We start from the raw sequence: 24815 nt of genomic DNA, 5'->3' as shown, positions 1-24815 counted from the left end.
ATTGTTCCAATTATACGTGCATTTGACCCAGTGATGTGATGTGACTCACAGAATTTGCGACAATCATCACAAAAAGGTCTATATTCGGAAAGTGATTTGCGTCTAGCCATCATTCCACAGCTTTCTAATCTTATGGATTCCACGCGACTTTCCACAGTTGGGTCAAGAAACATGGGTTCATCAATTGTGACGCAAAATGTAAGCGCCACCTGCGAGGAGGAAAAAATATGGATAACTCGAAAAAAGCACCGAAGATGTCGGGCGCCCAGGTGATGTTAGTTTTCATCGCCGGGATCGCTTCATATCTTGATGCCGCGATTTTGGTTAGTTGCGGGGTTTCATTACCGTTATGGACCGCGCACTTTGACTTTTCAACTTGGCTGTCCGGGGCGGTCAACACCGCGTTGACGGTGGCCGTTGCCATCGGGGCGACATTTGGTGGTGCCATCTCCGATAAATTCGGCCGGGTCTATGTCTTCAATATTGATATCTTGTTGGTTGCCATCGGGACGGCGATGGTGGCCTTCACCAACAACGTTACCGTTTTGTTCATCGGCTTGATGCTTGCCGGGGTTGCTTCTGGGGCTGACTTGCCAACCAGTTTGGCGGTTATCTCCGAACGGATGGACAAGGAAAACTATGGTAAAGCGATCAGTTCGACGCAACTTTATTGGACGGTCGGGATCATTCTTTCCCAGTTCATCGGGTTCTTAACTTCTGGTTTGAAGGGTATTCAGCCTGTTCGTTACCTGTTTGGCTTCATCGCCATCATGGCGTTCCTGAACTGGTTGGTCCGGATCGGGTCCAAGAAGTTCCGTGAAAACGAAACGAAACTGGCTAACGAAGTCCAGACTGAAGAAGGTACCGCTGATATTGCGGTAGCAAAGCCAAAGATTGGCGAATTGCTGACCAACAAGAAGATCCTCATTCCGCTGATCTTACTGACGGCTTACTATGTGTTCTGGAACCTGCCAGCTAACTCGTTCGGGATGTTCTTGAACTACTTCCTGGTTACCGTTGATAAGCAAGCCGCTGCGACTGCTACCATCGTTGCCATGGCTGGTAACATCTTAGGGTTCGTCGCTAACTTGATCTTCATGCGGGTTTCCGATACCAAGTACCGTTACCATCTGGTCTTCGGTGGCTTGGCCATGGGTCTTGTCGCGATGTTCATCTCCGGCTTGTCTGCCGCTTACTGGTGGATTTTCTCGATCTGCTACATCGTCTACATGTTCGGTTACATCTGGATCGGCGAACCGATCTGGAAGATCTGGTCACAAGACTTCTACCCAGTTAACGCTCGTGCAAGTATGACCGGTGTTTCCTTGGGTGTCACCCGTGCCTTGACCGCGGTCTTCGCACTGTTCACCCCAACTTTGATGGCGATTTCCCCAGCGCTGTTCCTCTGGATCCTCTTCGGATGCGTTGTCGTTTACGGGATTATCTCCATCGTCATCGTTCGCTTGATTCCACGCTTCGGCTTCCATGATGAAGCGCTTGAAAAATTGGCCGCTGATAAAGCCAAGAAGTCATAATCAAGATTGTCAACCAACGGGATCCAGCTTCGGCTGGGTCCTGTTTTTTTTGGAAATTTATCAAATCATGGTGTAAAACCAAAGGCTTTGTAGGAAACCCATCGTGCTTATCATGCGTTGCATTCCGTCATATAATAATCAATGTATCCTGCAGTACAATGGGTTAGGTGAAGGGTCTCGCGTATCGTAAAGAAGGAACGGCATCATGAGTAAACCAAGAAGCAAACGCAAGCATAACAATAGTCAAAATCGCCGAAAGCACGCTCTGACCAACGCGCAACAAGCGGCGTTAGACGAAGCAATGCCAGATATCGTGGCTTACATCAGCGAAGCGTTGAGCAACGCGATGAACCGTGGCATCGCCGACGGACTCGGCAAAGTCGCCGACGCGTTGAAGGATTCTTCAGCCGCCACCGCGCTCGAAAAACAAGACGATCGCGAATTTGCCCCACTGGATGATTTTGACAAACAAGTCGCTCAAGACGAGGCTCTAGAAGATCAGCTAGCTGCGGCTCAAGCCAAAGAAGAGGCCGAAGCCGAACCAGATGACGACTCGCCGGATTACAGCGGGTGGCGTCAAGAAAAGCAGGCAGAAGACGATGCAATCAGTGGCGGTGTGCGTCCAGACGCGCCCGGCGGCGGCTGGACGGGGGCAGATCTCGATCCCGATTTTGACACTGGGCAAGGTCCGGATTTTGATACTGACACCGACTAGATTTGGGCCATGCAACCGATCATTCTAAGGAGCAATGCCATGTTTGAAAAGTTCAGACGCAACTGGATCCGCCACAAGGCCATCCGCCAAGCAAAAAAAGACCTCGCCAGTTCCGGCAAAACAGGGCTCGCCTTGTTCGCCTTCGTTCAAGAATACACCGGCGATCCGCATCCATGGATCCAACGTCCCACCGGTTTCTTCAACAACTATGAATACATGTACACTGTGATGGTCAACCAAACAACCGGCAGCATCACGCTGCTGTATAAGGACTAGTGTATTCCCCGCGTTCGCCATGGCATCGCGGGGAATTTTTTTTGAGGTTGGCACACGCCAAAACGCCACCTCCCGAGCAGTAGGAGGTGGCGCACATGAGATGACGAATTATTGGGGTGGCAGATTACTTACCACAGCTATAGCTTACCATGATTTCATGATAAGTGGGACAGTTTTCTGAAAAAATAATGCTGATATTAATTCGTTTATGCTTTGGCGTTAATGATCAGATGCTCGTTGACGAACGCGTCCAAACCGAGTTGATAAAGTTCACGCCCGTAGCCGGAGTTCTTGACCCCGCCAAATGGCAGTTCTGGTGCCGTGATCCAAGCACGGTTGATTGTGGTCATCCCGGCTTCAATCTGGCGGGCGACGCGATCAGCGTGTTCTGGGTCTGCGGAGAAGACAGTGGAACCTAGGCCGTAGCTGGAATCGTTAGCCAAGGCGATTGCTTCTTCTTCGGAGTTGACCTTGTAGATCGCGGCAACCGGGCCAAACATTTCTTGGTTGTAAGCCGGGTTGTCTTTGGCGATGTCGGTCAAGATCGTTGCTGGAATGAACTGGCCTGGTAAAGCGACAGGTTCGTCGCCAATCACGCGGGTCGCACCTGCCGCGATGGCGGCATCGATCTGCTTGGCGAGCTTGGTCTTGGCACTAGCAGAAGACAGTGGGGCGAGCGTGGTGTTAGGATCCAGCGGGTCACCAGGCTTAACCTTGGCAAATTCTGACTTCATGTAAGCGACGAATTCGTCGTACTTGTCTGCCATGACGATGAAACGCTTGGAAGCGGAGCAAACTTGTCCGGCGTTGAACAGGCGCGCCTGAGGGGCTACTTTTTTAACTTCGTCCCAGTCGGCGTCATCCAAGATGATGAACGCGTCATTACCGCCAAGCTCCATGGTCGACTTCTTGAGGTTTTCACCAGCTTCTTTGGCGACGGCAGAACCACCACGCTCGGAACCGGTCAAGGCAACACCGGCGACGCGAGGATCGGCAATCGCGGCAGAGACTTGATCATAGCTGATGAACAAGTTGGTCAATGCGCCGTCTGGGGCGCCGGCTTCGCGCACGATATCCGCGAAGGCCTGCGCACAGCTTGGGGTGTTGGACGCGTGCTTCAAGATCATCGGGTTGCCGACGATGTAGTTTGGTGCGAACACACGCATGATCTGATAATAAGGGAAGTTCCAAGGCTCAACCATGACCAAGACCCCGACGGCCTGCTTGATGTAGTAAGCCTTACCGGCGTCAGTGGCCAACGGTGTCGGTTCGAGGAATTTGGCGCCATTTTCGGAGAAGTATTCCGCGATGTCAGCACAGAGATCGACTTCTGCTTCCGCTTCGCCGATCAGTTTGCCCATTTCTTTGGTGATGGTCTCAGCCAGCGTCTTCTTGTTGACGCGCATCAATTCTGCAACCTTGTGCAACACAGCTTGACGGCTGGCCGGGTTCTCATTGCGCCAGGTCTTGTACAAAGCGTGACCAGTGGCGAGGGTCTTCTCAAGATCTGCGTCGGTGGCGTTCTCATATGTTTTCAATGTTTCATTGGTATAGGGGTTAATTGTTTTATAAGCCATAAGGGATCCTCCTGTTTGTTTGCGATTACATGACCATTATAGCGTAACATCAGGCAAAAATGACAACGTTTTGCTTAAAAACGCAGAAAAGTGCTGATTTGTTACCGCTTATACGATTTTGTTCCTCGCGATGGGATACTTTTTCTGGGGAGAAAAAGGAGGGGGCAAAGATGGTTCGGGTATGGATCAAAACGCTTGCATTTGTCTTGTTTATCGTGGTGCCAGCAACACTCGGTACCGTGCTCGTCGTTTTTTTAAACTTGAGTCGCTTTCTCATCGGGTTAAACATCTTGGTACTCGCCGGGGTGTTGCTACTGATCTGGGTTATCGCAGGCTGGCAAGCATATTGGCGTTTTTACGCTATGGCGGCGTTACCGGCCTATGTGGTCCAGTACGCTTTGACGCCGGCCAAGCTTGCCAAAATCTTTGACGAGCCGGAAAGCAACTTTGTCGTCACGCGGTTTAATATGTTGATCTACAAAAGCGGTTCCTGGAATGACAAAGTCCTCATCGTTTCCCGCTTGCGTCGCCATTACGGCCCCGTGACGATTGCACCCAAACACACAAACGCGTAATCTATTCGCATAGACGACCGCTGTCCGGCAGCGTTAGTCTTCTTTGGTTGGTGGTTGGGATAGTGGTGTAGGTCGGGTTTGGTGTGTTCCGGCCCTAGAGATGGCTGGAACGGCTTGCATGTCATGGGCGAGGCGCTCAGAAGCTAACTCGGCTCCGCCGAGTGGATCTTCTTCGACGCCTTTGTTGTAAGCGGCCAAGCCGCTAACAACAATGCTGCGCCTGAGCCATCTCGGGCCTCCACACCCCAAACCCTGACGTTAGCGTCCAGCGACACCGGAAGTGGCAATTTCGAAGAGAATAGAAATGGATTAGTTGTAATTGGCGAATTAGCCCGATTGCTCATGACATCAACCTATCCAGATACGTAGAATCTAGGGTGTGGGCGAAAGTGACGGAAGCAGGTCAATCTGACGTGGTGAGATTGCTGTTAGCGACTTGTTGCTTACAGCAAGGCGCAGGTGGAGATCCACTTCGTCAAAGACGAAGTTAGCGAAGCCGAACCCTCTCCACGACAGATTGAAGCCTGCTGGAGTCACTTTTGCCCGCACCCGACCGCGATTAGTTTACAGCCAACTACACACTTACGCTGCCGGACAGTGATTGTGAATCAAAACGATGTTGTTTGTTTATTGATGGAGGCTTTTGAATGGAAATATTGCACTTGACGGTTCAACCGGAGGGAAGTCCTTCGGCAAAGTTGACGGCTTATTTGCCAGAGCGGCTTGATGAGCAAACCAGACCGGCGATCGTAATCTGTCCGGGTGGCGGTTACCGCTTCGTGTCGCCGCGCGAAGCGGAACCGGTCGCGTTGAAGTTTGTAACGCAAGGCTTTGCGGCATTTGTCTTGGATTACGCGGTAGCACCTGTGCGCTATCCGCACGCCTTGCGGCAACTGGCGGAAGCAGTCGCGTTGGTGCGGGCGCATACCGCTGAATGGGGCCTGACCCCACAGCGGCTGATCGTCGCCGGCTTTTCCGCTGGCGGCCATTTGGCGGCTAGCCTGGCGTGCATGGCAGCTGATCCGGTGTTGACCGAGGCAGGTTATCAGCCTGCAATCAGTCGCCCAGACGGCTTGTTGTTGTGCTATCCGGTGATTACAAGCGGGCCACTGGCGCATCGCGACTCGTTCAACAACCTGCTTGGCGAAGGCGTTGAAGCCAGCGCACAATCGTTGGAAAAGCGGGTGAGCGCGCAGAATCCGCCGACGTTCATCTGGACGACTGCAGACGACGGCGCGGTGCCTGCGGCCAACACGTTGATGTTTGCCAGCGCTTTACAAGCAGCGAAGGTCCCGTATGAACTGCACGTTTTCCCACACGGCCATCATGGCTTGAGCTTGGCAACGCCACAAGTTAACGGTGGCGTTGCCGGTGCCGAAGCGACGGTGGCGGTATGGCCTGACTTGTTCAATACTTGGGTACAACAAAGCTGGCTGAAAAACTGAATATAAAGAGCCCAACGGCTAAATCTCAATCCGAGATCTGGGCGTTGGGCTCTTTTGATTACGGGCGTGTTTGTGGATTAGCCCCAGAAGCTGGCTGCCAGCTTGCGGCCTTGGTCGATCTTCGCCCATTCTTGTGCCTGGGTGAGTTCGTTGCCGCCGTCACAAGATGCGAAGCCGCATTGATGGGAAAGATAAAGCTTATCCTTAGGCAAAATCGTGGCCGCTTGGTTCAACAGGCGCAATGCGCGGTCTTCATCGTCTAGAGTCGCCGTCTTTGATGACAGCAAGCCCAAAACGACTTCAACTTCTGGACGGGCCTGCAAGGCCTTGAGCGCGCTGATATCACCGGCACGGTCGTCATCCCATTCCAGGAAGAAGCGATCGTAGTGCTGATCGCCCAAGAACTTGGCGGCGATGGCGGAATACGAGCCTCCGGCGGCGTGACGGGAGGCGTAATTGCCGCGACAGTTGTGGGTCCAGACCTTCAACCCCAGTTCGTGGCCGTAGTCACACACGGCGTTGTTGATGGCGACGAATTCGTCGGCCAGGCCTTCGAGACTTTGGTTGCTGTCGGTGAAGAAGCTGTCGTTATTATCGTCTGCGAAAAGTTCCCACAGGCAGTCGTCGAACTGAATGATCTGCCCGCCGGCGGCCTTGTATTCGGTGAGGAATTCCTTATAAGCATTGATCAATCCGGCTTTCAGTTCAGCCTGGGTTTTGTAGACTTGATTGTCACCGTAGAGGTGATCGATGACGGCCAACTCGGTGAAGGCATGCGCAGCGCCCCAAACCGTGGTTTTAATGGCGGTGCCAGCCGCTTGGGCTTGGACCTCTTTGAAAATATCGATGAAGTGATGGTGCTTGCCGGACAGTGGTGCGGTGATTTCGATGCCGATATCTTTGCGGGTTTCAAAATCGCCGCCGTCGTGATCTTCGAAGTGATAGCCGTGATCCGCCAGCTTGCGGCGAATCCCACCAAAGCCCCAGATGAAATCAAGGTGCCACATCGACTTGGAATACTCGCCGTCGGTCAACACATCGATGCCGTGAGACTTTTCAGTTTGGATGATCTTGGTGATATCTTCGGTTTCGGTCGCCTGGTACCCGGGAAAATCTTCGTAGAACGGGTAGGTGATGTCGTCGCGGTGTTCGATCTGGTCCTTGTAGGTCAAAAGGTCTGTCGGGCGCAGAAGGGAGCCGACGAGTTGGAATCGTGAGTTGGTCATAAGTGTTGCCTCCGTTGAATAATTGATGAGATTATCATAACAAGTTTCTTAGAAAATAGATAATACACAATTACAAGGTGATATAATAGGCACAGACTATAACCCCGAGCCAACCAAAGGAGATCACATGCGCATCCAACAGCTACAGTATCTAGAAGCCATCGCCGCCACCGGCTCGATCAACGAAGCCGCTAAGCGGCTGTTTATCTCCCAGCCATCGCTGTCCCAAGCGATGAAGGAGCTGGAAAAAGAGTATCAGCTCCAGCTGTTTTACCGTTCGAAAATCGGAATCACGCTGACGCCGGCAGGACGCGAATTTCTCAACTATGCTCGCGGGGTGCTCGACCAGGTGAACCTGTTGGATGAGCATTTTCGCCAAGACACCGTGCGCAAGCAACAGTTTTCTGTGTCTGCGCAACACTATGCGTTCGTGGTCAACGCCTTTGTCGCCTTGGTCAAAGAGATCGGCGGGTCGGAGTATAACTTCACCTTGCGCGAGACCCAGACCCAAGGGGTGCTCGATGATATCCAAACCAACAAAAGCGAGCTTGGCGTGACGTATCTCAACGGTTTCAATCAAACGGTGATGCGCCGTTTGATCGCAGAAAAAGACCTAACGTTCACGCCGCTGTTCACGGCCAAGCCGCATGTCTTTGTCGGCCGCGACAACCCGCTGACCAAAAAGGCGACGCTCAGCCTCGACGATCTCAAAGACTACCCGTACTTATCTTATGAGCAAGGGGACACCAACTCGTTTTACTTCGCTGAAGAGATTCAAAGTACCTTGCCGCACGCCAAACACATTCAGGTGTCCGATCGCGCCACGATCTTCAATCTGATGGTCGGCTTGAACGGCTACACGATTAGCTCCGGGATCATCTCGTCGGACCTCAACGACGAAAAGATCGTCGCGATCCCGCTGGCGATCGACGATCCGATCACCTTAGGGTACCTCCGCCATAAGAAGATCGAACTCAGCGCGACAGCGGAGCGGTATCTGGCATTGCTCAAAGAACATATCCGCCACTATGGTTTTACGGTGAATTAAAACAAGCGTCGGTGCGATCGCACCGACGCTTATTTTAGTTGTTACTGAGCAGTTTTTCGGCTTGAGCGGGTTTGCCAAAATAATACCCTTGTCCGTAGCGAATGCCGAGATCTTTAGCCCACGCCAAGTCGGCGGCGGTTTCGATGCCTTCTAGGATCAACGAGAGCTGGTTGTCTTGGGCGATCGCTTGCCAGAATTCGACGCGTTGTCTCAGTTCGGCGTCGCTGGTGGTTTTCCTGAGGTTTTGCATCGCAAACTTGATGCCGTTGATATAAGGCAAGGAGCTTGAAACCAGTTCAAAGGAGTTGTCGCTGCCAACGTCGTCGATCAAGATCTTCATGCCGGCGGCCCGGTAGATAGCGCTGATCCGGCGGGTGGTTTGCGAGTCGGTCAGGTCCATGATCTCAACGGTGAGATTGGCCGGGCCTTCAGGACTTTCGGCAAACTGCGTCAAGGCGTTGGCGATGTCGAGGTCTTGAAACTGTGCGGCGGTCAGGTTCAGATTGAAGTTTTGCAGATCAGTGTGGCGCATGAAATCTTGCAACAAAGCAATCGACATCCACGCTGGGATCTCGAAGGAGTCCGGCAAGATCCAGCGCTTCACCAGCGGGTCATAGGTGCGCAACAAGAGCTCATGGTAGGCTTTTTTAGGGCTGTCTTCAGCCAGGTCATACACGCCTTGAGAAAAATATTGATAGTCAGCAAGCCGTTTTTCGGCGTGATCGGTACCAGAAACGACCTTGTTGTTGTAAACGATCGCATCGCGTGAGCGTTTGGACTTGGATAAGGCGTCGTCAGCGCGCTTGTAAATATCGTTGACGCTGCGGTCTTGCGGCTGGATATCGGTGATACCCACCGACATGGTGACGTTGATTGTCCGATCTTCATAGGCATAGTCGCGTTTGCGCACCGCCTGCCAACATGCCGTGATGATCGGCAGTGCGGCCTCGGAATCGAGATTGGGGAAAACCAGGTTGAACTCTTCGCCGGTCGTGAGGTACAGCTTGTGGTCGACGCGCGCGTTGACCAACACGCGCTTGAGCGTTTCGGTGACGCCAATCAGCACCGCGTTGCCAGCGAGGTGGCCGAAGCGATCGTTGATCTGTTTGAACCGGTCGAGATCAAGCGTCGCAAAACTCAGCGGCTGGCCATCTTGTTTGGTGGTGGCAAACAGCGCCTGCAGTTCTTTTAGATGGTTGGCGTAAGAGTTGGCGTGGCTGCCTTTTTCATAGTCGGCAAGGCGTTCACGCTCGCGGTTGCGGCGATCTTCGCGATATTGGCGCAACCAATAGCCCAAGACGAAGACGAGCATCAAGGTGTACAGCAAAACCGCCTGAAGTTCGAGGTTGAGATCCATGTGCATGCCCATGGAGAGCGGCGGCACGGTGAACCAAAATAAACTGGCGACCACCAAAGCCCCAGCGACGCCAAACCACCAGTGTTGCATGACATATTGACGGTAAACTTTGAACAAGGCCGCCACCACGACAAATGCCATCAATGAAGCTAATGGGACTGGTGCCAACAGATTTGGCGCGTGGTGCATGTACCACACCAATAGCAAGGCGCTTGTTTGGAGCGTGACTTCGAGCTTGTTGAAGCCGCCAAATAATAATGGTAGCGTCAACACAAACAGCGCCCAGTTGTGGTAGAGGATCGCTGAGTCGTTGTGGATGTACATCATTGCGCCGTAGTGAATGAATAAACCCATGCCCACAGTGATCAACAGGAGCACCACACGCCGTATGTAGCGGAATTGGGTCGCTGTATGCTCATTTTCGAAGGCGTCGTACCACAGGCGTTGGAAGTATTGGATAAAGCCGATACTGAAGAAGCTGACGGTGGCGATACGAATCAAAAAAACGGGAAACTGCACTGAAAGCCGTTGGATAATCGCTCATCTCCCCCACAAGAATGAAGTAATTAGCAATATCGTACCACAACTATTTTGATTTGCAGGTTTCTAACCAGCAAAATATGCGAATCATTACAGTAGCTCTTTATTATAGTAAGCAACTTGTGCGATAATAATGAAAACGATTACGTACTGTGCTTCGAGGGGATGTCCATGAAAAATTCAGAGCCATATTTTAAGCCACCGGTTCGTTATGCGTTATGGGGACTTTGCATCTTGGTGATCGTGGGCCTGTTAGGGTTTCGCGCACATCTGTTGCACGCGCAACAGGCCGAACCGGCCAAACAAACGCAAACCGCTGCTAAAAAATTACCGGCCAAAGCCACGGCAAGCGACGCCCAGATCCAGTCGCAGCTGATGGGTGGCTGGCAGAAGATCATCGCCCAAACCGACCTGCCGGTTTCCATCGCCGTCTATTCGAAACAATATGGCCTGACAGTCGCCTATAACAGCCAGCCCAAGGTCGCTCACACCACGGCCAGCATCGTCAAAGTCGCCATGCTGACGCAACTTTTGCATACACACCGGCAAGCTGGCGCGACGCTGACTAACTCGGAGGTCGGCAATGCGGAGCAGGCGATTCAAAACAGCGATAACGCCGCCGCCACGAACCTTTACCGCGCGATCGGCAGTGGGCGCGGGCTGACCAGTCTGTTTACCAACCTCAAGATGACCCAGTCACACGCGTATGCCAGCGGCTGGGTGGCGACGACCACCACGGCCAGCGACCAGCTACGCCTGCTCAACCAGATCTTTTACGCCGGCGATTACCTGTCGACCAAGTCGCAGGCCTACATTCAAGACTTGATGAGCAAGGTCGAGCCCGATCAGCAGTGGGGGATCTCCGCCGGCGCCAAGCAATATCAACTCAAAAACGGTTGGCGTCTCAACGGCGATAACACCTGGATCGTCAATTCGATCGGCCATCTAGGCTCCGGTGATAAGAGCTGCACGATCGCAATCTTGACCGATCACAACCAAAGCCTCAAATCCGGCCAGCAATTCGTGGCCAAGCTCGCCAAAGTCACTGGTGAAACGTTAATGTTGCAATAGGCTTATGTGGCTGCGGCCAGGGGTGGACGAAAGCGACTCCGGCAGGATCAATCCGTCGCTTTCGCCCACCCCCTAGATTCTACGTATTAGGATAGTTTGGTGTGACAGGGTTCGCGTTAATCAGTAACCAGAAATCTATCGTTGTGAATCACACATTATACGCCAGGTATAGTTGTGCTTGTCATTGTAGCCTCATATCGTGATTTTCATATTACTCAATTATCTACGTTTAACCGGATGTCAGTCCGGAAGGAGGAAGTGGGCTAGCGGCGCGGAGGCGGAAATGGCGGTATGCCGTGACAACGACAGCGCCTGTGAGACAGCTTTGCTGGCTTACCGGGGTTGTCGTCGGCAATTTTGGAGACGCAAAGCGGCTTCAAAATTAGTCGTAAGACTGCGAAGCAGGCTGAAGACGGCCGCATAGTATACCGCCATTTCCGCCGCAGCAGAGCTAGCTCACTTCCTCCTGGAGGACGACCAAGGCACTAACTTAATCCCAGACAGCAAAAGAGAGAGGACAAGTCGTCAGCGACTTATCCTCTCTCTTTGATTTATGCTTGCATGCGTTTTTGGACCCAGTTGCTCAGCCAGGTCAAAACGGTGATGATGATCAGGTAGATCAACGCGACCATGGTCCAGATCTTGAAACCTTCCATGTTGCGGGCGATGATGATCTTCCCGGTTTGGGTGAGTTCCAACAGGCCGATGACTGATAAGATCGACGTGTCTTTCAGCGTGATGATGAACTGGTTGACGAAGCTTGGCACCATGATGCGCAAGCCTTGTGGTAATACAACATGGCGCATGGCTTTGCCCCATGACAAGCCCAAGCTCCGGGCGGCTTCCATCTGCCCATCAGGCACGGCATCCATCCCCCCGCGGACAAAGGCGGCGGTGTAGGCCCCTTCGTTCAGCGTCAAGGTGACGATGCCGGCGATGAAGGCGGGGATCTTGGTACCGGTCAGGCTAGGGATCCCGGTGTAAACGAACAACGCGAGCACCAGCAGTGGCAGGCCACGGAAGATATAGATGTAAGTCGTGGCGACCCCGCGGGCGAATGGGTTAGGCATGACGCCAAGCAAGCCGATCAGTGTGCCCAGGATCGTCGCGCAGATGATCCCGACGACTGTCAACAGAATAGTTTCGCCGAGGCCGCCCATCAAGGTGTTCCAGTTTTCCTTGAGCAGACCGACGAAGCTGCGGTCGGTTTCTTGGGTCTTGGCGTTCTTCTTCTTCTGGGAAGCGACCGTGCCGTTGCCCAGATACTTGGCAACGATCTTGTCGTAAGTGCCATCGGCTTTGACCTTGGCGATCCCGTCGTTGAGCTTGGCCATCAAGCCATCGGTGCGGCCTTTGTTCAAGGCGATACCGTAATACTTGACGGTTTCAGGCTTGGCGACGATGTGCAGCTTCATGCCAGTGGCGATGGCGTATTGCAAGACCGGCTGGTCGTCGAAACATGCCACCGAGTTGCCGGTGATGACATCTTGGTACATGTTGTTGGAGTCGTCGAAGGTCACCGTGGTGAAGCCATACTTTTTCTTGATGGAGTTGGCGTAATCCGCCGCGGCGGTCCCGGTTTTGATGGCGACGCGCTTGCCGCGCAGATCCTTGAGGCTGTGAATATTGGCGCCTTTTTTGACAGCGGCGACTGGGCCAGTCGGGTAGTAAGGCTTGGACATATCGAATTTGACCTTACGTTCCGGCGTGATGGTCATGCCGGCGATGACACCGTCGATCTGTTTGGCCTCCAGCGCTTGGACCGCGGCGTTGAAGCCCACGGGTTTGACGTTGACCTTGAAGCCTTCTTCTTTGGCGATGGCGCGGATCAAGTCGATATCGATGCCGACATAAGTGTTGCTCTTATTGGCAAATTCAAAAGGTGCATAGCCCACATCAGTATAGAAGGTGTAGGTTTTCTCTGCGGCCTGAGAAGTGGTGCTTGGGGTGAACGCGAGGCCGAGTAGGACGGCAAAAGTGGCAATAATTGCGGCGAGTAACCCTGGTTTTTTCATAATAATCTCCAATCGTTTCCTCATAAACTCTTATAAGCATAATGATTCGTTAAGCCGTTGTCCATCACTGATGTCAGATTTATTGTCGTAAACAGTCGATAGGGCGCTTACACGAACAAAAAACGCGGCGTACTGTTACATCCGAACTGGGATGCAATGGTACGCCGCGTTTGACCGTCTTAGAACAACGATGCTGATTTCGAAGCGAGGTAGTCGTTTTCGACCTTCTGGTAAGCGCCTGGTTCGACGAGTTCCAAGGCGTTGCCGATGATGTCGGCGGCTTCTGCGTAGTTGTAATGCTGGTACAAGTCTTTAGCCTTAGTGGCCGCGTCATCGATTTCAGGATGTGAAGGTTTGTAGCGATTGGCGTATTGCAAGAGTTGCTCGCACATACCGGCAGAGTCGATGATTTTGAGGCTTTGGTCTTTGAGTTGATCGATGTCTTCGCCGAGCTGGATCAGTTGTTTGGCAATGGCGTCAAGATCGATCTTAATCTGGCTGAGGTCGTGGTTGAGTTGTTTGAGTTCCTTGCTGACAACGTTGAAAAAATCCAGATACGGCCGCGGCAGACCAGGGAGTTGATGCCGGGAAACTTCATATTTGACATCGCGCAGCGCCATTTCAAACCCATCTGCCGATTCAACGGCCTGTCGTTCGCGTTGTTGCAAGTCAGCCACGCTCGCGTTGATCTCTTGGTGGCGGGTTTCGATTGCCTTGAGGTCTTGACGAGATTGGGTGTAGTGGGCGAGGATCCCGGAGTAGATGGCGGTGTTGGCTTTGATCGCCTCTTGATCGGTAGCATATGTTTCTGCGATGGCGTCGAGTTGCTGTGCCAGCTTTTCAGCTTCAGCGTTTTCCCCATGGGTGAGGGTATAGCTTTGGTTGAGGTGGTCGAGTTCGAGTTGTAAGGTGTGATTTTGTTTTTGCGCGTGGGCAATGAACTGACGCAGGTCGCCAGTCTGGCTATCGACGCTATTCTTGGCCTTGAGCTCTTTTTCCATGGTGGCGTATAGCCCGTCGATCGCCGTGGCGGTGTTGGCGACATTGTCAGCGAGCTCGTCGACAGCCAGGTCGGTGATCTGTTGATGGGCGACTTTGACTTGGGTGCTGGCTTCATCGATGCCTGCCGGGACGTCTTGGGTGAAGACGTAATGTTCGGCCGCCAAAGTGTGATAGCCTTGCGTCAGTTCTTGAAGTTGGGCAGGGAACTCATTGACCACGGTGTTGACCAACTTGGGCAGGCGGCTGACCTGGTCTTTTAAGGTGCCAACACTGACAGCGAGATTTTCCAACTTGGCACTAGCGGCAGCGTGGTCACCGGAATCGGAGATCTCCGCCACTTCTTGGAGGCTGTTAGCTAGGGTGTCAAGCTCGTTTTCTAATTGTGGCAAGGCGCTGTCAAAGGCGTAGCTCTTGGCAAGGATCGTCTTGCGTGCTTCCTGGTAGTCGCCGCGCAGGGTTTTGAGTTGTTCCCGCGTGGTGGCTTCGCTGGCTTGCAAGTCGAGTAGGGCTTGCTTGATCGTCCCGACCTTAGCGTCTGCGGCGACGATCTGTTCTTGGATCTTTGCACGCGTCGCGTTGAACTTGACGAATTGGAACTGCTTGTTTTGCAGTTCTGCATCTAGCAGCGCCGTTTGTAAGCCGGCGAGCTCATTTTCTGTGACCTTTTGATAGTCGCGTTGTTGCTTGGTGAAGTGACGCAACGAATCGCCGGCCAAGCCAAGATTGGCGATGGACTTGATCAAGCCCTTCAATTCGCCGTTGTCGACTTTTTCAACTTCTTGGTCGAGCTGCTTCAACCGTGATGTATTGAAGCGTTGCAGACCCCATACCCCGATACCCAATAAGACGATGATGACAATTACAGTAATAATCCAAGTCATTCTTACACCTTCCGCACTCGAGACCGCATTGCATTTTGTCCGCGAGTTCACTATACTTCAGTAAGCTGGCGGGTACGGTTTCATTTCCTTATTCCTTAGTATCTCAGAAACGATGCAAACAAGGAAGACATTATAAGGAAAAAATGCCTATCTGACGCAGATTTGTAAAAAATGAGGTGCAAAATCATGACTACAGCTCCATTAGATCCACTTGTTGTTGCCCAACTTGACGCTTTGTTGAGCGACGAACCCAACCCGATCACCGTGATGAGCAATGCTTCAGCGGTCCTTAATGCCAGTTTGGTCGATGTCAACTGGTGCGGGTTCTACCTATTTTCTAAGCAAACCGGCACTCTCGACCTTGGGCCGTTCCAAGGACTGGTGGCGTGCACCCACATCAAACCGGGGGTAGGGGTTGTTGGCACGGCTTACGCCAACAACACGGCGATGATCGTCCCCAACGTCCACGACTTTGCCGGCCACATCGCCTGTGATGCCGCGTCGAACTCTGAAGTCGTTGTGCCGCTGGTTGTCGACGGAACGGTCGTGGGGATCTTGGACATCGATTCCCCGAGTCTGGATCGTTTCAGCCAGGCGGATCAAGACGTTTTGACCCAAGCCGCCCAGGCAATCGCGAAACACCTTGACGCCAAGGCCTTGGCTACGGTATACTAGCCTGCGAGTAATTTAATGCAGCAGTGAGCGGCATGGTCGGCTCCAGTTGCGCAACTAGTTTTGCTAGAGTGCGTAGTAACCACGGCTGCTAAGGCGAACCGCCTAGCGTGACTGTCCGTGTGCTGAGTTCACATTCATTAACTTACTCCAAACAAAATTTTTGGAGGAATTTCTATATGTCTCGTTATACTGGTCCTCGCTGGAAGCAATCTCGCCGTCTTGGCCTGAGCCTCTCCGGCACTGGTAAAGAATTAGCTCGTCGTCCTTACGCGCCTGGTGACCATGGTGCCAACAACCGTCGTAAGGTTTCTGAATACGGCCAACAACTTCGCGAAAAGCAGAAGCTTCGTTGGATGTACGGCATGAACGAACGCCAATTCCGTAACTTGTTCGTCCGCGCCGGCAAGATCACTGAAGGCACCCATGGTGAAAACTTCATGATCATGCTCGAAAGCCGTCTGGACAACCTGGTATTCCGCTTAGGTCTGGCTACCACCCGTCCTCAAGCTCGCCAGCTCGTTAACCATGGTCATATCCTGGTTGACGGCAAGCGCGTTGACATCCCTTCCTACGAAGTTCAACCTGGCCAAACCATCAGCCTTCGCGAACGTTCCCAAAACTTGGTTATTGTTAACGAAGCAATCGAAGCAACGGTTTCCCGTCCTGCTTACGTGACCTTCGATGACAACAAGAAGGAAGGCACCTACGTTCGTTTGCCACAACGTGACGAACTCGAACCAGAAGTCGACGAATCTCTTGTCGTTGAATACTACAACCAAATCTTGTAATTTTATTTATAATTTTATGGTTGAAGAAAGCCTGTGCCTCGTGCACAGGCTTTTTGTTTATCCAAATCGTGTGCATCAAAACCGGCTTGTCATCATCCAACTTCTTCTGGAAGAAATTAGATTGGTGATAAGCCGTTATTTGTATATTTTATTGGCGGGCAACCGGCTAATCGCGTTTTTGATATGCCAGCAGGCTGAGAGGCATGAAAATCAAGATGATGACGATCCCGCAACTGAGTGCGACCGTCGCATGCAGTCCCCATGTTCCGGTTTGCAGGAGCGCCCGGATCGCCGTGACCGTGTAGCTGACTGGATTGACGCGCACGATTGCCTGAATGAAGCCAGGCAGAGTCTTGATGGGCACAAAAGCGTTGGATAAGAAGGTCAGCACCAAGATGATCATCATCGATAGACTGCCGATCAGTTCTGCGTTCTTAACCAAAAGCCCAACTAAGGCGAAGATCCATGAAGTGGCCCAACCGATGAACAACGCCAAGAACAAGGCGGCCGCGAGTATTGGCAAGCCGACAGCGGGGCGCCAGCCCATCACAAAGGCCGTCATCAACGCCACGATGCCAGCCAGCAAAAGGCGGAAGACATCCCCCAGTAACTGACCCGCCAGCGGCACGATCGGGGCGATCGGCAAGGTCTTGAAGCGATCGAAAACACCGTTATTGATGTCTTCACGAAGTTGTTGTCCCGAACCAGTTGCGGCATTGAGGATACTTTGGACCAAGATCCCAGGGACCAAGATCGGTAGGTAGGCGTGCACACTGCCGGCAATCGCGCCGCCAAATAAGAACCCAAATAACAACGTGAAGATCACAGGCTCCATAATGACATCGCTAAAGTTATCCGGGTCGTGCAAGGTTTTCAACAGATTACGATGGGTCATCGTTATCACATTTGTCATGGTGTTCCTCCTTAATTTTTCCCAACTGTTAGCTTGAAAAAGACATCGTCCAATGATGGCGTTTCGATCGCAAACTGGCTGACGGGGATGCCAGCTTCTGCCAGCTGTGCCAGCACCTCTGCGGCTTTGGTCATACTGTTTGCGTCCAACGGCACGGTCAACGCGTGGTCGTTCACCTGAACGGCATGCTTTTGGGTTGCTTGGAGAATGGCCTGCGTTTTTTGGCGGGCTTTGGGTTCTGACACCTGGACACGCAGTCTTTTGCCCCCGACATGTTGGGCGAGCTCGTCTGGGGTACCGATCGCTTGCATCTCCCCGTGATCGATCAGCGCAATGCGATCGGCAAATTGGGCTGCTTCTTCCAAGTATTGGGTGGTGAGCAAAACGGTTGAGCCGGTTTTAACCAAGTCTTGGATCACGCGCCACATCTGGGTGCGCGTGCGTGGATCTAAACCGGTCGTGGGCTCGTCTAAAAATAAAATCGCAGGCTTGCCGACCAAGCTCACCGCGAGGTCTAAGCGCCGCCGCATCCCACCGGAGAAAGTCGCAAGCGTCTGATCGGCCGACGCCACCAGGTCGAAGGCTTGTAACAGCTTGCTTGCCCGGTTGCGGGCGGCTGTCAGCTTCAGTCCCGACAGCCGCCCAAAGATCATGAGATTCTCTCGGGCGGTCAGATCCTGATCAATCGCCGCTGTTTGCCCGGTCACACTGAATTGTTGTCTGGCCAAGCGAGCCTGTGTCTGCGTGTCAAAGCCATTCACCAGAATTTGACCTGCATCTGGGCGGCGTAACGTCGTCATCATTTTGATCAGCGTGGTCTTACCGGCACCGTTTGGCCCAAGAAGGCCAAAGATCTCGCCTTTTTTTACATTAAAGGAAACATCCTGAACGGCGATTTTATCGCCAAATCGTTTTGCAACATTGCTGACTTGAATCACGTTATTCTCCATATTGCCCTCCATCGTCATTTAATCAGGTCACCTGACTAAAATATAATAAGGTCCCCTGATTAATATGTCAAGTGCCCGCTTTTGAAATGCTGTATACTGAAGAAAACGACAGATGGGGTTGATGTGTAGTGGCAAACGAAGCCAAAGCAGAGCTGACGGCAGGGAAACTGGCGGAATATGAGCAGCTCAGTAAGATCTATGACGATATCGTTAAGCAGGCGCGCCCGCGCTTGACGGTTGAAGGCCAAGGCAAAATCTTGCTGGCGTTGGCCGAAGAAGACCATCAATCACAGCGTCAGTTGGCCACGCACTTGGCGATCTCGCCTCAGTCGATCAGCGAGTTTGTCAGCAAACTTGCAAAGCGTAAGTTGGTCGCCTTAACAAAATCGTCCAAAGATCGCCGTGTCAATCTCGTCAGCCTAACCGCTTTGGGACGTCAGGAAATCGCTTCTGCCGCCCAGGAGGTCCCACCATTTCTGCGCGCCCTCAGCGAACCCGAACAAGACCAGCTGTACGCCTTATTGACTAAAATCACCAACGCGATGTACGCCGACATTGACGCGGCCAATCCGACCTTAGGGGTCAAGTTTCATAAATTGTTTGCTGGCAGATACTTGAACCGGTTTAAGAAGTAGACATGACAGCAATTTCTAGGAATTGAGGATCGTGGTTTCTAAGGTCATATTTCGCAATTAGTCAGTTTTAATCCAAACGGATCCGTCAGGAATCGGGACTGCTAGACGTCGTGGATGTTGATCAAAAGCGACGGGGAGTAGATACGACAAGCGGACGAAAAAAGCCAACGCATCGAGATGACGTTGGCTGTAAATCATGCAGGCTAGCACCAACCGGCCTGTATTTTTTCTGACGTGGATCGAAACTGAAGTTGCGGGTCTTCCTTGATAGTTCGCGTTTGACTTAGTGGCGTTTGCGCCGTGCTTCTTTCATCATCGCGTTCATCTGCTTCTTGCTGCCAAACATGCGGTTGATCTTCGCGTTTTCGCGAGCCTTGCCGCGCAAGTTAGTGTTGTGCGCTTGCTCGGCCTTCAAACGCTGGTAGCTGGCTAAGCGGGCAGGGGCAAGTGTTCCGTCTGCCACGGCGGCCTGCACTGCACAACCGGGTTCGTGTTGGTGCGTGCAATCTCGGAACCGACAGTTTGCTGCCAGTGCTTGGATGTCGGTGAAGGTCGCGTCAACATCGGCGTCGAGCAGGCCTAATTCCCGCATCCCAGGCGTGTCGATTACCACGCTGCCGTTGGGTAAGGCGAGCAGCTGGCGCGCGGTGGTGGTGTGGCGGCCGTGAGCGTCGCTCAACCGTACCGCTTGGGTGGTCAGCGCGGCGCTTCCCAGCAAACGGTTGATCAGCGTCGATTTACCGACGCCTGAGGAGCCAAGAAACGCGTAGGTCAGCTGTGGTTGCATGAACGCCGTCAGCGTTTCGATGCCGTCTGGCTTGGTCGCGTCGCAGATGATGACCGGCGTGTCGCCACTGATGGCCGCAAGTGCCTGGCGTTGGGCGCTCAGTGTATTGGTTTGGTCGGCTTTGGTCAACACGATCGCCGGTTGCGCACCAGAAGCGGCGGCAACGGCGAGGTAGCGTTCTAAGCGCCGAAGGTTGAAGTTGGCATCTAGTGCCATGCACAAAAACAACCAGTCGACGTTGGCCGCGATGAGCTGGGCGTCTGAACGGCGACCAGCGGCTTTCCGCAAGAAAACCGTGGCGCGTTCGTTGACGCGTTCGATCGTCGCGGCATCTGTCGCGTTTGTAGGTAGGCGCACCTGCACCCAATCCCCGACGGTGGGGAAGTCTTCCGCCCCTAAGGCAAAATTGGCCAGGCGGCCAGCGACTTGCGCCTGGAATTGGCCGAGTTCGCAAACAATGGTGTACTGCTGGTGGCTGGCGCTGATCACGCGCGCAAGCGTTAATCCGGTGGTGACGTGCTGTTGTTGGGTGCGACCATAATCGTTAAAATTCAAGAGATTGTCCTCCATAGCGGGAGAACTAGCTGAGGTAGTCCTCCAGTGACGTGACAACCCCTGATACAATGCTCAACATAAACAGTCTTCCTTTCTTGTAATGATGTCATTATAGCAGATCGGGTTGTGCCGGAGAATAGTAGCCATAGATGATATTCTTCTTAAAATTACAACCACTTCTCACTTGTTTAATATTTTCTTATCATGTATGCTTTTGCTATACGCTCATGGATGCACATGTGCGCAAATCATTCCTTTGGAGGAGGATGATCATGAAAAAATGCCCTCAATGTGGCCAGATGCAAGACGATGCGGTTAAATTCTGTGTTAATTGTGGCTACAAGTTTGAAGAAAACATAGCAGCTTCAGCGCCTGCGCCTAATGCGACTGTGGAACCGACACCGCGCCGGCGACGCAACCAGGTGCTCGGACGCAAGCTGACACCCAGCCTCAGGCGACTGGTACCCAGCAGACGCCTCCAACACCGCCGACAGGTGCCCAGACGCCACCGCCTGTACCAAACGAAACCATCCAAAAGGCCAAGCATGCCAGCCGCAACTACTGGGGCTGGTTGGTTCGGTCGCTGGCGCATCCAAGCGATGACGAGATCGGTGGCAATAAGTTCTTTGGTTTGGCATCGCTGGTCTTGATTTCATTGTTCAACACGCTTGCCTTAGTCAAGCCGTTGGCGAATGCCACTGGCGCTGCGAGCGGGGCAGTGTCGCAAGCCGAAAGTGGCATCAATAACATCTTTGGAACGAATTCGACCGCCGCTTCCAGCTATGCCTCCCAAACGGCAGGCTCGGTCGTTTTTGGTACAGGGTTGCGGTTGATTCTGCTATTCATCGTTATTCACATCGTGATCTTCTCGTGTGCTTATCTTGCCCAGCGGGTGGTTGCGTCACAGAAGTTTGGTTATCTTGACGCAATGACCGAGTTCGGGCGTTACCTCGCACTACCGGTATTTTTCAGCGCCGTGTCTGCAGTGATCGGGTTTCTCGGGGGAATCTACACCGTGGGGCTGACGATGTTATTGATGATGTTGAGTTTCGGTATGGAAAACATTGCCTTTTATCAGATCGCATTGTCTCATGGGAAGAAAAAAGGCGGCCTCGACAGCCAATATAGCATCTTGTTTGTCTCGATTCTGATGGGCATCTGCGTCTTGTTGGTCCTGACGATCTTTGGCGGCTCGATCATGTCGATGCTCGGTAATATTTTCTAAATCTGTGAAAGGTCAAGTCAGTCGACTTGACTTTTTTGTTGTCTGGCAACATCAGGTGGTGAGTGTCGGGTGTGGGCAAAAGCGGTTGATGTAATCCGAAAAATCAGATTTTCTGCGTCATCATTGGCGGGTTGCGTTTGGATTGTGTGTTCATGTTTCTAATGACTATGTTGATTAGGGCCCTTTAAATAGATAAGACTGGTTTGGATGTCAGCTCGGGAGGAGGAAGTGGACTAGCGGCTTCAAAATTAGTCGTCAGGCTGCAAAATTAGCTGAAGACGGAGTCATTTAGAGCTAGACCGCTTCCTTCTGGAGGGCAGCTGTTACACCGACATTGCCAGCCAGCGAGTCATCAGGGAGTTGGCGATGACGGTTCACTTTCCTAGCGCAATTTGATATAATGGTGCGCAGTGCAACTTACTAATCGGAAGGAAATGTGATGGCATGATCTATTTTGATAATTCGGCCACGACCAAGGCGCTGCCGACGGTGTTGGATACGTATCGCAAAGTTTCAGAAGAGTTTGCTGGCAATCCCAGCTCGTTACATGCGTTAGGCGATCACGCCTATCAGATGTTGGAAGGGGCGCGTAAACAGATTGCTGACCTGATCCAAGCCAAGCCAGAAGAGATCTTCTTCACCTCTGGCGGGACTGAAGGCGATAACTGGGTGGTCAAGGGGACCGCAATCGAAAAGCGGCCGTTTGGCAAACATCTGATTACGACAGATGTCGAACACCCAGCGATCATCAATTCAATGAAGCAACTGGAAAGTCTGGGTTTTGACGTGACTTATCTGCCGGTCGATCACCGTGGCTTCATCAACCCCGACGACTTACGCCAGGCGTTACGCGATGACACGATTTTGGTATCGGTCATGGCGGTCAACAACGAGATCGGCGCTAAGCAGCCGATCGATGAGGTCGCCGAGATCCTCAAAGACTATCCCAACGTTCATTTCCATGTCGATGCCGTGCAGGCGATCGGCAAAGGCCTGATGAAGTCGCTGCGGAATCCGCGAGTGGATTTCATCACGTTCTCCGGCCACAAGTTCCATGCGCCTCGTGGTACAGGTTTCATCTACGCCAAAAGCGGCAAGCACATCGCGCCGTTGTTGACCGGTGGCGGCCAAGAGCGCAACTTGCGCTCCGGTACTGAAAACACCCCCGCAATCGCCGCGATGGCCAAGGCTTTGCGGATTTTGTTGACCGATGAAGACAAGAAGGTCGCCAAGCAGGCCGCCATTCGCCAGCGGATCGCGGAACACGTCCAACAAAAAGCCAACGTCCATTTGTTCTCCCAGCTGACGCCTGACTTTGCCCCGCACATCTTGTGTTTTGCCATTCGTGGCGTCCGCGGAGAAACCATCGTGCACGCGTTTGAACAGCACGAGATCTATATCTCCACGACTAGTGCATGTAGCAGCAAGAAAGGGACGGAATCCAGCACATTGGCGGCAATGCATGCCGATCCGCACTTGGCAACCAGCGCTATTCGCGTCAGTTTGGATGAGTACAACACATTAGAAGAAGCAGATCAATTCAACGCCGCTTTTGACGAGATCTATGCCAAATTTGGCAAGCTGATGCCAATGGCAGACTAATTCAGACACAGAGAGGAAACTATGCAATATTCTATGATCATGGTGCGCTACGGGGAATTGTCCACCAAGGGCAAAAATCGCAGTGCTTTCATCGGCCGCTTGAACGGCAACATCACCAAGGCCTTGCATGAATATCCAGGCCTGACGATCCGCCCAAAACGTGACCGACTCCACATCGAACTCAACGGCGAAGATTCAGATGGCGTGATGCGCCGTTTGTCGCAAGTCTTTGGGATCCAGAGCTTCTCGCCATCGGTGGCTGTTGCCAAAGACATGACTCAGGTTCATCAAAAAGTGCTCGAGTTGATGGCCGAAACGGCACCTCAAGGCGCAACGTACAAAGTCGCCACCAAGCGGAGCGACCACACCTTCGAGCTGGATACTAACGGCATGAACCTTAACATCGGGGACTTGTTGGCAGACGAACGCCCGGATCTCAAGGTGCAGATGAAGCATCCTGAGATCACGTTACGTGTCGAAGTCCGGCGCGAAGCGATCTATCTGTCGACCACCACGATCCAAGGCGCCGGTGGCTTGCCAGTCGGCACCACCGGCAAAGGGGTGTTGATGCTTTCCGGCGGGATCGATTCACCGGTCGCCGGGTACCTGGCCTTGAAGCGTGGCGTCGACATCGAGATGGTGCACTTTTTCAGTCCGCCATACACCAGCGACAACGCCTTGGCCAAGGCCAAGCAACTGACCGCAAAGCTGACGCCTTATGTTGGTAGCATCAAGTTCATTCAGGTGCCGTTCACCGAGATCCAAGAAACCGTTAAAGCCGGCGTGCCGGAAGGGTACTTGATGACGATTCAGCGGCGCTTCATGCTGCGGCTGGCGGACATGATTGCCCACCGACGCAACGCCTTGGCAATCTTTAACGGCGAATCGGTCGGCCAAGTGGCCAGCCAAACGCTGGAGTCGATGGTTGCCATTAATGATGTCACGACGATGCCGATCATCCGCCCAGTCGCAACGATGGATAAAAACGAGATCATCAAGGTTGCCGAAGACATCGGCACTTATGACCTGTCGATCATGCCTTTCGAAGACTGTTGTACGATTTTCGCACCGCCACGCCCGAAGACCAAGCCGAGCTTGGAGAAATCCCGCTATTACGAGGAAAAGCTCGACGTCGACGGCTTGCTGGAGCGCGCCATGGCTGGCATCAAGATCACCGATATCCGCAGCTCTGATGAATTCATGAACCAAGAGCAAGACGTCATCTCAGAACTGCTATAATGCAAAATTAAATTGCATACAATTATTACGCATATAAACCGAATATAATGTATAATTAGGCTGATACGTGAATAATTATCCTATAACGATTCAAAATCCCCGAATTATCGGGGATTTTTTATTATTTATGATATATTCTAATACTATTCTTATTGTTATCATCCAGAACCTCTCGTATACTAA

20 protein-coding genes and 1 pseudogene are annotated in these 24815 nt (G+C 52.6%); 13 read left to right on the top strand and 8 right to left on the bottom strand.

The window, feature by feature from the left end; translation table 11 throughout:
* Nucleotides 1-227: 227 nt before the first annotated feature.
* The 3 genes from ACYVRB_RS08955 to ACYVRB_RS08945 all read left to right on the top strand — a co-directional run bounded on the left by ACYVRB_RS08955 (nucleotide 228) and on the right by ACYVRB_RS08945 (nucleotide 2526).
* Nucleotides 228-1535: an MFS transporter gene (locus tag ACYVRB_RS08955; protein ID WP_461214890.1), complete on the top strand. Its 1308-nt coding sequence runs from the start codon at nucleotides 228-230 to the stop codon at nucleotides 1533-1535.
* 205 nt (nucleotides 1536-1740) lie between these two features.
* Entirely contained in the window at nucleotides 1741-2250 is a 510-nt protein-coding gene (locus tag ACYVRB_RS08950) for a hypothetical protein (protein WP_461214889.1), read from the top strand.
* 39 nt (nucleotides 2251-2289) lie between these two features.
* Nucleotides 2290-2526: a hypothetical protein gene (locus ACYVRB_RS08945; RefSeq protein WP_461214887.1), complete on the top strand. Its 237-nt coding sequence runs from the start codon at nucleotides 2290-2292 to the stop codon at nucleotides 2524-2526.
* Between the two features lie 206 nt (nucleotides 2527-2732).
* Here the strand turns inward: ACYVRB_RS08945 and ACYVRB_RS08940 are convergent, their stop codons facing one another.
* Nucleotides 2733-4103, bottom strand: coding sequence for an NAD-dependent succinate-semialdehyde dehydrogenase (locus tag ACYVRB_RS08940; protein ID WP_461214885.1), 1371 nt, complete (start codon nucleotides 4101-4103; stop codon nucleotides 2733-2735).
* A 170-nt stretch (nucleotides 4104-4273) separates the two neighbouring features.
* Between ACYVRB_RS08940 and ACYVRB_RS08935 the strand changes: the two genes are divergently transcribed.
* Nucleotides 4274-4678, top strand: a complete 405-nt coding sequence (locus ACYVRB_RS08935) for a hypothetical protein (protein ID WP_461214884.1) — start codon at nucleotides 4274-4276, stop codon at nucleotides 4676-4678.
* Nucleotides 4679-5325: 647 nt separating this feature from the next.
* Nucleotides 5326-6123, top strand: coding sequence for an alpha/beta hydrolase (locus tag ACYVRB_RS08930; protein ID WP_461214882.1), 798 nt, complete (start codon nucleotides 5326-5328; stop codon nucleotides 6121-6123).
* A gap of 77 nt (nucleotides 6124-6200) precedes the next feature.
* Here ACYVRB_RS08930 and ACYVRB_RS08925 read toward each other — a convergent pair whose 3' ends face one another.
* The gene (locus ACYVRB_RS08925) at nucleotides 6201-7349 is read right to left on the bottom strand and encodes a cobalamin-independent methionine synthase II family protein (RefSeq protein WP_461214880.1); all 1149 of its coding nucleotides are present in this window, start codon (nucleotides 7347-7349) and stop codon (nucleotides 6201-6203) included.
* Nucleotides 7350-7476: 127 nt separating this feature from the next.
* On the opposite strand from ACYVRB_RS08925, the gene ACYVRB_RS08920 reads away from it, so the two are divergent.
* Entirely contained in the window at nucleotides 7477-8397 is a 921-nt protein-coding gene (locus tag ACYVRB_RS08920; protein WP_461214879.1) for a LysR family transcriptional regulator, read from the top strand.
* 34 nt (nucleotides 8398-8431) lie between these two features.
* Here ACYVRB_RS08920 and ACYVRB_RS08915 read toward each other — a convergent pair whose 3' ends face one another.
* Complete coding sequence (locus tag ACYVRB_RS08915; protein ID WP_461214877.1) at nucleotides 8432-10255, bottom strand: diguanylate cyclase domain-containing protein; 1824 nt, start codon at nucleotides 10253-10255, stop codon at nucleotides 8432-8434.
* Between the two features lie 210 nt (nucleotides 10256-10465).
* Here ACYVRB_RS08915 and ACYVRB_RS08910 point away from each other — a divergent pair, with 210 nt between their 5' ends.
* On the top strand, nucleotides 10466-11365 hold the full coding sequence (locus ACYVRB_RS08910; protein WP_461214876.1) for a serine hydrolase: 900 nt from the start codon (nucleotides 10466-10468) through the stop codon (nucleotides 11363-11365).
* Nucleotides 11366-11916: 551 nt separating this feature from the next.
* Here ACYVRB_RS08910 and ACYVRB_RS08905 read toward each other — a convergent pair.
* Complete coding sequence (locus ACYVRB_RS08905; protein ID WP_461214874.1) at nucleotides 11917-13380, bottom strand: ABC transporter substrate-binding protein/permease; 1464 nt, start codon at nucleotides 13378-13380, stop codon at nucleotides 11917-11919.
* A 179-nt stretch (nucleotides 13381-13559) separates the two neighbouring features.
* The gene (gene ezrA, locus ACYVRB_RS08900; RefSeq protein ID WP_461214872.1) at nucleotides 13560-15263 is read right to left on the bottom strand and encodes a septation ring formation regulator EzrA; all 1704 of its coding nucleotides are present in this window, start codon (nucleotides 15261-15263) and stop codon (nucleotides 13560-13562) included.
* Nucleotides 15264-15449: 186 nt separating this feature from the next.
* On the opposite strand from ezrA, the gene ACYVRB_RS08895 reads away from it, so the two are divergent.
* Nucleotides 15450-15938, top strand: coding sequence for a GAF domain-containing protein (locus ACYVRB_RS08895; RefSeq protein WP_461214870.1), 489 nt, complete (start codon nucleotides 15450-15452; stop codon nucleotides 15936-15938).
* A gap of 176 nt (nucleotides 15939-16114) precedes the next feature.
* Nucleotides 16115-16726, top strand: coding sequence for a 30S ribosomal protein S4 (rpsD, locus tag ACYVRB_RS08890; RefSeq protein WP_461214869.1), 612 nt, complete (start codon nucleotides 16115-16117; stop codon nucleotides 16724-16726).
* A gap of 166 nt (nucleotides 16727-16892) precedes the next feature.
* Here the strand turns inward: rpsD and ACYVRB_RS08885 are convergent, their stop codons facing one another.
* The gene (locus ACYVRB_RS08885) at nucleotides 16893-17639 is read right to left on the bottom strand and encodes an ABC transporter permease (RefSeq protein WP_461214868.1); all 747 of its coding nucleotides are present in this window, start codon (nucleotides 17637-17639) and stop codon (nucleotides 16893-16895) included.
* An 11-nt stretch (nucleotides 17640-17650) separates the two neighbouring features.
* Nucleotides 17651-18589 (bottom strand): ATP-binding cassette domain-containing protein, encoded by a 939-nt coding sequence (locus ACYVRB_RS08880; RefSeq protein WP_461214866.1) that lies wholly within the window; start codon nucleotides 18587-18589, stop codon nucleotides 17651-17653.
* A gap of 128 nt (nucleotides 18590-18717) precedes the next feature.
* On the opposite strand from ACYVRB_RS08880, the gene ACYVRB_RS08875 reads away from it, so the two are divergent.
* Nucleotides 18718-19224 (top strand): MarR family winged helix-turn-helix transcriptional regulator, encoded by a 507-nt coding sequence (locus ACYVRB_RS08875; protein WP_461214865.1) that lies wholly within the window; start codon nucleotides 18718-18720, stop codon nucleotides 19222-19224.
* A gap of 283 nt (nucleotides 19225-19507) precedes the next feature.
* Here the strand turns inward: ACYVRB_RS08875 and rsgA are convergent, their stop codons facing one another.
* Complete coding sequence (rsgA, locus tag ACYVRB_RS08870) at nucleotides 19508-20566, bottom strand: ribosome small subunit-dependent GTPase A (protein ID WP_461214863.1); 1059 nt, start codon at nucleotides 20564-20566, stop codon at nucleotides 19508-19510.
* Between the two features lie 505 nt (nucleotides 20567-21071).
* On the opposite strand from rsgA, the pseudogene ACYVRB_RS08865 reads away from it, so the two are divergent.
* The 3 genes and pseudogenes from ACYVRB_RS08865 to thiI all read left to right on the top strand — a co-directional run.
* Nucleotides 21072-21791, top strand: a pseudogene (locus ACYVRB_RS08865) (DUF6574 domain-containing protein); the annotation flags it as partial.
* A 444-nt stretch (nucleotides 21792-22235) separates the two neighbouring features.
* Complete coding sequence (locus tag ACYVRB_RS08860; RefSeq protein WP_461214861.1) at nucleotides 22236-23393, top strand: cysteine desulfurase family protein; 1158 nt, start codon at nucleotides 22236-22238, stop codon at nucleotides 23391-23393.
* Between the two features lie 21 nt (nucleotides 23394-23414).
* Nucleotides 23415-24632 carry a tRNA uracil 4-sulfurtransferase ThiI gene (gene thiI / locus ACYVRB_RS08855; RefSeq protein WP_461214859.1) on the top strand — a complete coding sequence of 406 codons (1218 nt, stop codon included), beginning with the start codon at nucleotides 23415-23417 and terminating at the stop codon, nucleotides 24630-24632.
* Nucleotides 24633-24815: the final 183 nt, after the last annotated feature.

The sequence above is a fragment of the Lacticaseibacillus boliensis genome (assembly GCF_054784775.1).
This window is presented reverse-complemented; position numbering and strand designations above follow the sequence as displayed.

Excerpts from the sequence above, each read along its gene's own strand:
- ACYVRB_RS08955 (WP_461214890.1), top strand. The coding sequence starts at position 228 with ATGGATAACTCGAAAAAAGCACCGAAGATGTCGGGCGCCCAGGTGATG.
- ACYVRB_RS08950 (WP_461214889.1), top strand. The coding sequence starts at position 1,741 with ATGAGTAAACCAAGAAGCAAACGCAAGCATAACAATAGTCAAAATCGC.
- ACYVRB_RS08945 (WP_461214887.1), top strand. The coding sequence starts at position 2,290 with ATGTTTGAAAAGTTCAGACGCAACTGGATCCGCCACAAGGCCATCCGC.
- ACYVRB_RS08940 (WP_461214885.1), bottom strand. The coding sequence starts at position 4,103 with ATGGCTTATAAAACAATTAACCCCTATACCAATGAAACATTGAAAACA.
- ACYVRB_RS08935 (WP_461214884.1), top strand. The coding sequence starts at position 4,274 with ATGGTTCGGGTATGGATCAAAACGCTTGCATTTGTCTTGTTTATCGTG.
- ACYVRB_RS08930 (WP_461214882.1), top strand. The coding sequence starts at position 5,326 with ATGGAAATATTGCACTTGACGGTTCAACCGGAGGGAAGTCCTTCGGCA.
- ACYVRB_RS08925 (WP_461214880.1), bottom strand. The coding sequence starts at position 7,349 with ATGACCAACTCACGATTCCAACTCGTCGGCTCCCTTCTGCGCCCGACA.
- ACYVRB_RS08920 (WP_461214879.1), top strand. The coding sequence starts at position 7,477 with ATGCGCATCCAACAGCTACAGTATCTAGAAGCCATCGCCGCCACCGGC.
- ACYVRB_RS08910 (WP_461214876.1), top strand. The coding sequence starts at position 10,466 with ATGAAAAATTCAGAGCCATATTTTAAGCCACCGGTTCGTTATGCGTTA.
- ACYVRB_RS08905 (WP_461214874.1), bottom strand. The coding sequence starts at position 13,380 with ATGAAAAAACCAGGGTTACTCGCCGCAATTATTGCCACTTTTGCCGTC.
- ezrA (WP_461214872.1), bottom strand. The coding sequence starts at position 15,263 with ATGACTTGGATTATTACTGTAATTGTCATCATCGTCTTATTGGGTATC.
- ACYVRB_RS08895 (WP_461214870.1), top strand. The coding sequence starts at position 15,450 with ATGACTACAGCTCCATTAGATCCACTTGTTGTTGCCCAACTTGACGCT.
- rpsD (WP_461214869.1), top strand. The coding sequence starts at position 16,115 with ATGTCTCGTTATACTGGTCCTCGCTGGAAGCAATCTCGCCGTCTTGGC.
- ACYVRB_RS08885 (WP_461214868.1), bottom strand. The coding sequence starts at position 17,639 with ATGACAAATGTGATAACGATGACCCATCGTAATCTGTTGAAAACCTTG.
- ACYVRB_RS08880 (WP_461214866.1), bottom strand. The coding sequence starts at position 18,589 with ATGGAGAATAACGTGATTCAAGTCAGCAATGTTGCAAAACGATTTGGC.
- ACYVRB_RS08860 (WP_461214861.1), top strand. The coding sequence starts at position 22,236 with ATGATCTATTTTGATAATTCGGCCACGACCAAGGCGCTGCCGACGGTG.
- thiI (WP_461214859.1), top strand. The coding sequence starts at position 23,415 with ATGCAATATTCTATGATCATGGTGCGCTACGGGGAATTGTCCACCAAG.